Annotated in this window: 5 protein-coding genes; all 5 read left to right on the forward strand. The window is 35.3% G+C overall.

Annotated elements, in window-relative coordinates:
- Window positions 1-25: 25 nt before the first annotated feature.
- The 5 genes from katG to LPB89_RS20205 all read left to right on the forward strand — a co-directional run bounded on the left by katG (window position 26) and on the right by LPB89_RS20205 (window position 8,729).
- Window positions 26-2,302, forward strand: coding sequence for a catalase/peroxidase HPI (gene katG / locus LPB89_RS20185; RefSeq protein ID WP_230703446.1), 2,277 nt, complete (start codon window positions 26-28; stop codon window positions 2,300-2,302).
- 384 nt (window positions 2,303-2,686) lie between these two features.
- A complete protein-coding gene (locus LPB89_RS20190) occupies window positions 2,687-2,932 on the forward strand; it encodes a hypothetical protein (protein WP_230703447.1) in 246 nt (81 codons plus the stop codon).
- 76 nt (window positions 2,933-3,008) lie between these two features.
- On the forward strand, window positions 3,009-5,051 hold the full coding sequence (locus tag LPB89_RS20195; protein WP_230703448.1) for an ATP-binding protein: 2,043 nt from the start codon (window positions 3,009-3,011) through the stop codon (window positions 5,049-5,051).
- 547 nt (window positions 5,052-5,598) lie between these two features.
- Entirely contained in the window at window positions 5,599-6,108 is a 510-nt protein-coding gene (locus LPB89_RS20200; RefSeq protein WP_230703449.1) for a UpxY family transcription antiterminator, read from the forward strand.
- A 167-nt stretch (window positions 6,109-6,275) separates the two neighbouring features.
- Complete coding sequence (locus LPB89_RS20205) at window positions 6,276-8,729, forward strand: ABC transporter permease (RefSeq protein WP_230703450.1); 2,454 nt, start codon at window positions 6,276-6,278, stop codon at window positions 8,727-8,729.
- The last annotated feature ends 1 nt before the right edge of the window (window position 8,730 follow it).

Genomic DNA, 8,730 nt, shown 5'->3' on the forward strand with positions numbered 1-8,730 from the left:
TTAACAATAAACTCATTTAAAAAAAATGGAAAACAATTCAAACGACATCGGTAAATGCCCATTCCATAACGGAAGCACAAAGCAGGCTACTGCGGTAAATGCCGGTACAAAAAATCAGGACTGGTGGCCGAATCAATTAAAAGTAAGCGTACTTCGCCAGCATTCTTCTTTGTCCAACCCGATGGAGGAAGACTTTAACTATGCAGAGTCTTTTAAGACACTGGACCTGGAGGCTCTTAAAAAAGACCTGCATGCACTAATGACGGATTCACAGGATTGGTGGCCGGCTGATTTTGGTCACTATGGAGGTCTTTTTATCCGTATGGCATGGCACAGTGCAGGAACGTACCGTGTAGGAGACGGACGCGGAGGAGCAGGTGCCGGACAACAGCGTTTTGCACCACTTAACAGTTGGCCTGACAACGTAAGTTTAGATAAAGCAAGAAGACTGTTATGGCCAATTAAACAAAAGTATGGAAGAAAAATTTCATGGGCCGATTTAATGATACTTACCGGAAATGTAGCACTCGAGTCAATGGGGTTCAAAACATTTGGTTTTGCCGGAGGACGTGAAGATGTTTGGGAACCGGAACAGGATATCTACTGGGGATCAGAAAAAGTGTGGCTTGGCGGTGATGAGCGATACGCACATGGTTCTGAAGGAGTAGCGAAACACGCTGTAGTTTCTTCAGATGACAATACAGATGGCGATATCCATACCCGCGACCTCGAAAAACCTCTGGCTGCGGTTCAGATGGGATTAATTTATGTGAATCCCGAAGGACCGGACGGAAACCCGGATCCTATAGCGGCAGCAAAAGATATTCGTGATACTTTTGGCCGTATGGCCATGAATGATGAAGAGACTGTGGCACTAATTGCAGGAGGGCACACTTTTGGTAAAACGCACGGTGCAGCTCCGTCTGACAACGTAGGAGTAGAGCCCGAAGGAGGAGAGATGGAACAGCAAGGCCTTGGATGGCATAATAAATTTGGTTCCGGTAAAGGTAAAGATGCCATTACCAGCGGTCTGGAAGTAACCTGGACTACAACACCAACGCAGTGGAGCAATAATTTCTTTGAAAACCTTTTCGGTTTTGAATGGGAACTTTCCAAAAGCCCGGCAGGCGCACACCAATGGGTAGCCAAAAATGCAGAGGCCATTATCCCGGATGCTTTTGATTCTTCAAAAAAACACCTGCCTACAATGCTGACTACCGATCTTTCTTTGCGACTGGATCCTGAATATGAGAAAATATCGCGTCGTTTTCTGGAAAATCCCGATCAGTTTGCTGATGCATTTGCCAGAGCATGGTTTAAATTAACACATCGTGATATGGGACCCCGTGCCTTATATCTGGGTCCTGATGTTCCGGCAGAGGAATTGCTTTGGCAGGATCCAATTCCGGCATTGAACCATACACTAGTAGATGATGGAGATATCAGAGAACTGAAATCCAGAATCCTGAATTCAGGATTAACGGTTGCCGAGCTTGTTTCTACAGCCTGGGCCTCGGCTTCTACATTCAGAGGGTCTGATAAACGTGGTGGTGCAAATGGAGCCCGCATCAGACTGGCTCCTCAAAAAGACTGGACCGTAAATAACCCGGCTCAGCTGCAAAAGGTTTTAGTGGTACTGGAAGGTATCCAGAGAGAATTCAATACAACACAATCCGATAACAAAAAAGTTTCCCTTGCTGATTTAATTGTTCTGGCAGGTGGGGTTGGAATTGAGAAAGCTGCCAAAGAAGGCGGAAACGAAATCACGGTTCCTTTTACACCAGGTCGTACAGATGCCTTACAGGAACAAACTGATGTGGAATCTTTTTCATTTCTGGAGCCTGTAGCAGACGGTTTTAGAAATTATAAAAAGACTAAATATTCAGTTGCGACAGAGGCCCTTCTAATTGATAAAGCGCAATTGTTAACTCTAACAGCACCGGAACTAACGGTACTTGTCGGAGGTATGCGTGCTTTACATGCTAATTTTGACGGATCAGCAAAGGGTATTTTTACCAATCGCCCACAAATATTATCAAATGACTTTTTTGTAAATCTGTTAGACATGGGAATCGCCTGGAAAGCAGTTTCAGAAGATAAAGAAGAATATGCCGGTCATGATCGCACAACTGGTGAAGTAAAATGGACAGGTACACGTGCCGACCTGGTATTTGGATCGAATTCAGAACTTAGAGCCATAGCTGAAGTGTATGCGAGCGCCGATTCGGAAGCAAAATTTGTTTCTGATTTTGTTAAAGCATGGACAAAAGTAATGAACCTTGATCGTTTTGATTTACTATAGTTACTGATAACGGGACGAGTCTGTATTTTAATTAAACTTACACGCCGCTCCCGTTATTCTTTATAATAGCGCTCTAGGATTGGTTAACTGTTAAGCAGTTAATCGGTCCTGGAGCTTTTTTTTTGGACACAGTTGTTAGAATTATTTTGAAAATTTTTTCAAAATAATTAATGATTCTAATGGTAACTCTGAATAACATTATTATAGTAAAACAATAAATTTTGCTTTTACACTTGTAATTAAAATTTTGCAATTTATAAAAAGATTGATTTAGTTCTCTTTTCATAAAACCCTGATAATGTAACTTTAAGTTTACGGATATACCGTAAAATTAAATCCAATTGTAGTCTTTTTTTTGTATAAATGATATTAAATCAAATTATTATGAAAACTAGATTATGTATTGCTTCATTTATTTTACTTTCTTTTTCTATTTTCTCCTGTTCAACAGATGATATTGATGAACAGACCGAAACTAAAACCTTAAAAATTACTTCTGAAAAAGATGTAAAAAATTATTTGCATAAAGATATAAACGTGAAAGCTATTGACTCCACTGCGATTATTTTAGATGCAAACAGCACCGCAGAAGGCGATCCAAGTAATCCAAAGCCACCCAGAAAGGATTAATTAACCTTTATTTCTACTAAAAGACTATATTATTTATTCGTAAATTTTATAGTCTTTTTATTTCAAAATACTATATTTGAGAGGTACAAATAACACTTCAACTTTGGTAACATCCTTTAGAATATTTTTTTTATTTATTACAATCCTGTTTTTTTCATGTAAAAAAACGGTACAAACCGATTCTGAAATCAATAAAGCAATTTTTTTTGATCATAATCATTTAGAAGGCAAAAAGAAAGAGCAATATTTAGATTCAATAGTTACTTTATTAAAACTTCAGAAAAATGATTCCATAATTAGAAATTTGTATTTTAAGATATCTACAGAATACTATTATAATAATAACCTCAAAAAATCTTTAAATACCAGCTTAGTTGCACTCAAATTATCCAAAGAAGTAAATGATAAGGAAGGTATTGCAAAAGCTCTTTTTTATGTAGGTGATAGTTATGGAAATATAAAAAAGGACAGTGCCTACTTTTATTATGTACAGGCAGAAAAGTTGTATTATCAGTTATCCGATTATGATAATATGTCTAAGATGCTGTTTAATAAGGCTTATGTTTTATTTTACGATGGTAATTATATAGAATGTGAAGTCGAAATTTCTAAAGCTCTGAAGTATTTAAAAGAATCTAAAGATCTGCGTTTAATTTATTCCTGTAATACATTAATGGGGAATTGTTTAGAGAAGCTGGATAATTATGATAAGGCATTATGGTATCATCAACTTGCCCTTAACAGTCTGGAAAAAATGAAATTCACCAATATTGATAAAGAGGAGATCAATAATTATAACATAACATCCATAATTAATATCTGTAATTTATATGATCTGAAAGGGGAATATTCAAAGTCCATTAAAAAATTACAAGCGCTGCTTTCAAAAGAGTTTAAGGAAAAATCACCCCTATTATATGCCAATGTCCTAAGTAATCTGGCGTATTCTAAAATGAAGAATAAACAATATTACAATGTTTATTCAATGCTTTCCAATTCATTGGAAATAGTAGAAAAAAGCGGAGACGAATTAGATGTTTTGTACAAAAAAATTCATATTGGCGAATATTTTTTAACACAAAAAGATACCCTCAAAGCAATTAAAATTCTCAAAGAAGCCAATCAGCTGGCTATTCGTCTTAAGAACAGTAATGAAATACTGACTTCCTTAAAACTTCTTTCCGGTTTAGATAAAAAGCAAAGCCTTTATTATTCCAATGAATATATCAAATTAAGCGATAGTATTAATATTGTTCAGAAGAACGCCCATGAAAAATACGCGAGAATTGAATATGAAACATCAAGAATAGAGGATGAAAATAAAATTCTGACCAATAAAAATTTTAATATTTTAATTATTTCGTTTGTACTAATTCTGTTATTGGTGATCATTTTTGTTTTGAGGTATTTTAAGTATAAAAACAAAGAGCTTAAATTTTTGAAAATACAGCAGAAAGCGAATGAGGAGATCTATTTGTTATTAACGGATCAGCATGAAAATATTAATGTTGCAAGAGATAACGAGAAAGCCAAAATTGCGAAAGAACTGCATGATGGTATCATGAATAAGATTTACGGTGTCCGCATGAACTTAGGTTTTTTTAATGCCAAAACAGAGACCGCAATAATCGAAAAAAGGAAAGAATATATTTCTGAACTGCAAAATATTGAAAATGAGATCCGGACAATATCACATGATTTAAGCCGGGGTTCTTTTTTTGACAGTAATGATTTTAATGTATTGTTGCTGGCCCTAATACAAAATCAAAAAGAAATCAGTACAACACGTTTCAAATATCGAAATGATGAAAAACTGGAATGGTCCAAGATTCAGAACATCTACAAAATAAATTTATACCGGATCATTCAGGAAGCTATTTTAAATATCAATAAATATGCAAATGCGAAAAATTGTGATATCATAATTCAGAGAAAAAGCAACAACCGTTTAAAACTCTGTATTACCGATGATGGAGAAGGATTCGATGTCGCAGGTACAAAAAACGGTATTGGCTTAGCTAATATGAGAGAAAGGGCAAACTTACTAAAAGGGCATTTTCATATTGTATCAAAAATTGGAACAGGAACAAAAATTGAAATCATATTTTATCTTAGGTAATCTTTTCTCAGGATTGGATATAGTACAACTTGTTTCCTTTTCAATTGCCTGAAATTTTTCAGACAGCATCATTATTATAGATCAGATTTTGACTTTTACAGGGAATTTCAAATCCTTTATAAAAATAAACCTCTGTTGTTATTACTGGTTCTACTGTCCGTAAATAAAGTTTCAGCCTTTTATCCGATGTTTTCTATTATTAGAATTGCGGAGTTAAAAAAAATAGTACTTAAGTCCCTTAAAAATTAAAAGAATTCTTTCTTCCTGTTTTGGTTTAAGAGGGTGTCATTGTCTTTTTTATGTGATTCAGGATGCCACTTTTAGGATAAATACAGTGGTTAGTTGTTTTGTTATCAGTGTTTTATGATTTCCGTGTCACAGTCCGTAGTTTTTCTTCTAAAAGTCCGTAATTTTTATATGAATGCTACTGCTATTTTAGCAGTAAATCTAATGCGTTTTTCAATTTTTCCAAACCAGTATTTAGATTAGTATTCTCGTAACAGAGAACAGCGTAGCTATTTAAAAACCCCTATTCTTAGTATTATTTATGAAATCAATTCAAAATGGTTGGTATGTTTTGTATGTTAAAAGCCATCATGAAAGAAAAGTATCTGAAGGGCTTAATAATTTAGAAATAAAGGCTTTTTCGCCAACAGTTCAGGTTCAGAGTACCCGAACAGACAGAAGGAAAATGATCCATAAATTGCTTTTTCCGTCTTATGTTTTTGTAAAGATCAATTCCTCAATGGATTTTCACAGAACCCTTTCCGTTAATGGAGCCTGCATGTATATTCGTTTTGGAATGGAATATGCCAAGGTAAGTGACACAGAAATAAAAAACATTGAGCTTTTGTTACAAAGCAATGACCTTACTGAGGTGGAAACAAATGCTGAAAATTTTAAAGTTGGAGATCTTAAGACAATCTCGTATGGTCCGCTGAGCGGATTAGAGTGTCAGGTTTTAAATATCAGCAACAGCAATAAGATTATTGTAAGAATTGATTCCTTAAAGAAAAATATAATCGCAACAATCCCTTCCGGTTACCTGGCAGGTTAGGACACTGCGAACTGTAGAACCAGTTTGCTCTTCTACGCTGAATAAGCATTCCCTATTTTTTAATTAAAATTGAATATCCCTCTGTTTTTTAATAAAGCAGCAGATTTTACGTGTCCTCTATTTATACAATAACCCTTATGATTTACTCATTTTAAAAGATCTCAAAAATGCTTAAAAACTATCTAAAACTTGCCTGGAGAACTTTATTGAAAAATAAATACTTTACTATAATCAATATTACTGGTATAGGCATTGGGATTGCAAGTTGTTTATTTATAGTGCAATATGTTTTTTTTGAATCTGATTTTGATAAATTTCACAAAGATTCAGATTTAATTTATCGTGTCACCCAAAGTCGTTTTGAAAATAATATGTTAGTGGAGAATTCAGCGATGAATTTCTCGGCTATCGGATCTACGATTAAACGCTATTTTCCTGAAATTACAGCCGCTACCAGTATAGGAAAACAAGATTGTATTGTTTCTGTAGACGGAACTTACGGAGATATCAAATCTTACAAAGAAAACGAAGTCTACTTTGTAGATGAAAACTTTCTGGATGTCTTTAACTTTAAAATTTTAAGAGGAGGAAAAAAAGCCTTAAAGTTGCCGAATTCTATCTTTTTGACTAAAAGTTTAGCCAAAAAATTATTTGGTAAAGAAGACCCTATTGGTAAAACAATGCGAATTGTGAACTTTAACCAGGGAACCAATTTAGAATTGGTTGTTCGTGCCATACTCGAAGATGTTCCTGCAAATTCACACCTGCAATTTACCTGTCTGGTAACAACTGCCGATACACTTGGTTCCTGGCATTTTATTGATGAATATGCGTACGTGAAATTTCTTCCGGACACAAACATCGAAAATTCAAATTCAAAATTAAGTGGCTATATCAATAAATACCTGGGTGATCATTCTGACGGGACCACTAATATTCAACTGGCCTTTCAGCCCATTGAAAGTATACACTTATATTCTGATCTTACGAAAGAAATTTCTGTGAACGGAAATGGTAAATTTGTTTGGTTCATGTTATTGATTGCCTCCCTGATTTTAGTTATTGCTTACGTAAATTACATCAATCTGTCTACTATAAAGTCTATGGACAGAGCAAAAGAAGTAGGGCTTCGAAGAACATTTGGTTCTCAGAAAGGAGCACTTATTATGCAGTTTTTTTTAGAATCATTAATCCTGAGTTTTGTCGGAATTATCATAGCGATCATTTTGGTATTGCTTTTCAGAGGCGGATTTGAAGGGCTGACCGGAATAAAAGTAACTTCTTTTTTCTGGACAGATTTTAAAATATGGCTGCCACTGGTTACCATACTCGTATTAGGAAGTTTTCTATCCAGTTTATATCCGGCTTATCTGTTATCTTCTTACAATCCCGTACAGATTCTTAAAGGAAAACTTCCCATTGGAGGTTCCGGAATTTTTATGCGAAAATGTCTGGTTCTCTTTCAATTTGTAATTTCAATTTCCCTGATCATCGGAACATTTACCATTTATAATCAGCTGGAATATATGCGTAAAAAAGATATAGGCATCAATTTAGAAAGAACTATTATTGTACCGGCTCCCTCCAATAATTTTGAATCGCAAATGGGAGGACGTAACTTCTATCAGAAAATGCAGGCCTTCAGGGCAAGTTTAGAAGAATATCCTGAAATTGAAAGCGTAACATCTGCGTCCTCTATACCTGGAATTGATCTCAACTGGACAAGGCCTTACAAACGAAAAAATGCGGTCAACAAAAATAATATGTACGCCACTTTTTCTATAGGCCCTGAATTTGTGGATCAATTTGAAATAGGCATGGTTGCGGGGAAAAAATTTACACGGGATATGATTTCCGTAAATCAGGTTCCAACAGGAAATACGCCAATTTTAATAAATGAAGCAGCCGTAAATGCATTCGGTTTTGAGAGTGCGGAAAAAGCTGTGGGAGAGTTCTTAACGGACAGCAATGGCTCAGGGGTGGAGTTTGAATACGAAATTATTGGTGTCATAAAAAACTTTAATCAAAAATCATTAAAAGAAACACTTACTCCTATTGTATTCAGGTTAGAAGACGGTTCCAGCATCGAATATTACGCTGTCAAAGTTTCTTCTCAGAACATGCCAGCTTCTATCAGCCGAATAGAAAAATCATTCAAGGATAACTTTCCTGCCAGCCCTTTCGAATACTTCTTCTTAGATGAGTTTTTTAATAAACAATATAAAGTAGATCAGCAATTTGGCCAGATATTTACGGTTTTTGCCGGATTGGCCATATTTATAACCTGCCTTGGCCTTTTTGGATTAACGCTGTTTACAAGTTTTCAAAAAGCAAAAGAAATCGCGATACGAAAAGTATTTGGAGCGTCAGTTTTTAGTCTCCTCATGCTGCTTATCAAAGACTTTCTGAAGCTTATATTATTTGCAAGTGCTATTGCATGGGTGCTGTCCTGGTGGGGATTAGAGCAATGGCTTCAGGGATATTCCACCAGAATTGGAATTAATTTCCTGTTTTTCGGCCTTGCAACACTCATTGTGATTTCCATAGCGTTTATCATCATTGGAGCGCAGTCCTGGAAGATCAATAAAAACAATCCTTTAAAAGCTATAAAGCAGGAATAAA

The organism is Flavobacterium sp. ENC, assembly GCF_020991415.1.
GTDB lineage: Bacteria > Bacteroidota > Bacteroidia > Flavobacteriales > Flavobacteriaceae > Flavobacterium.

Bases quoted from the DNA above. Each gene is read 5' to 3' on its own strand.
- LPB89_RS20200 (WP_230703449.1), top strand. From the start codon at position 5,599: ATGAAATCAATTCAAAATGGTTGGTATGTTTTGTATGTTAAAAGCCAT.
- LPB89_RS20205 (WP_230703450.1), top strand. From the start codon at position 6,276: ATGCTTAAAAACTATCTAAAACTTGCCTGGAGAACTTTATTGAAAAAT.
- LPB89_RS20190 (WP_230703447.1), top strand. From the start codon at position 2,687: ATGAAAACTAGATTATGTATTGCTTCATTTATTTTACTTTCTTTTTCT.
- katG (WP_230703446.1), top strand. From the start codon at position 26: ATGGAAAACAATTCAAACGACATCGGTAAATGCCCATTCCATAACGGA.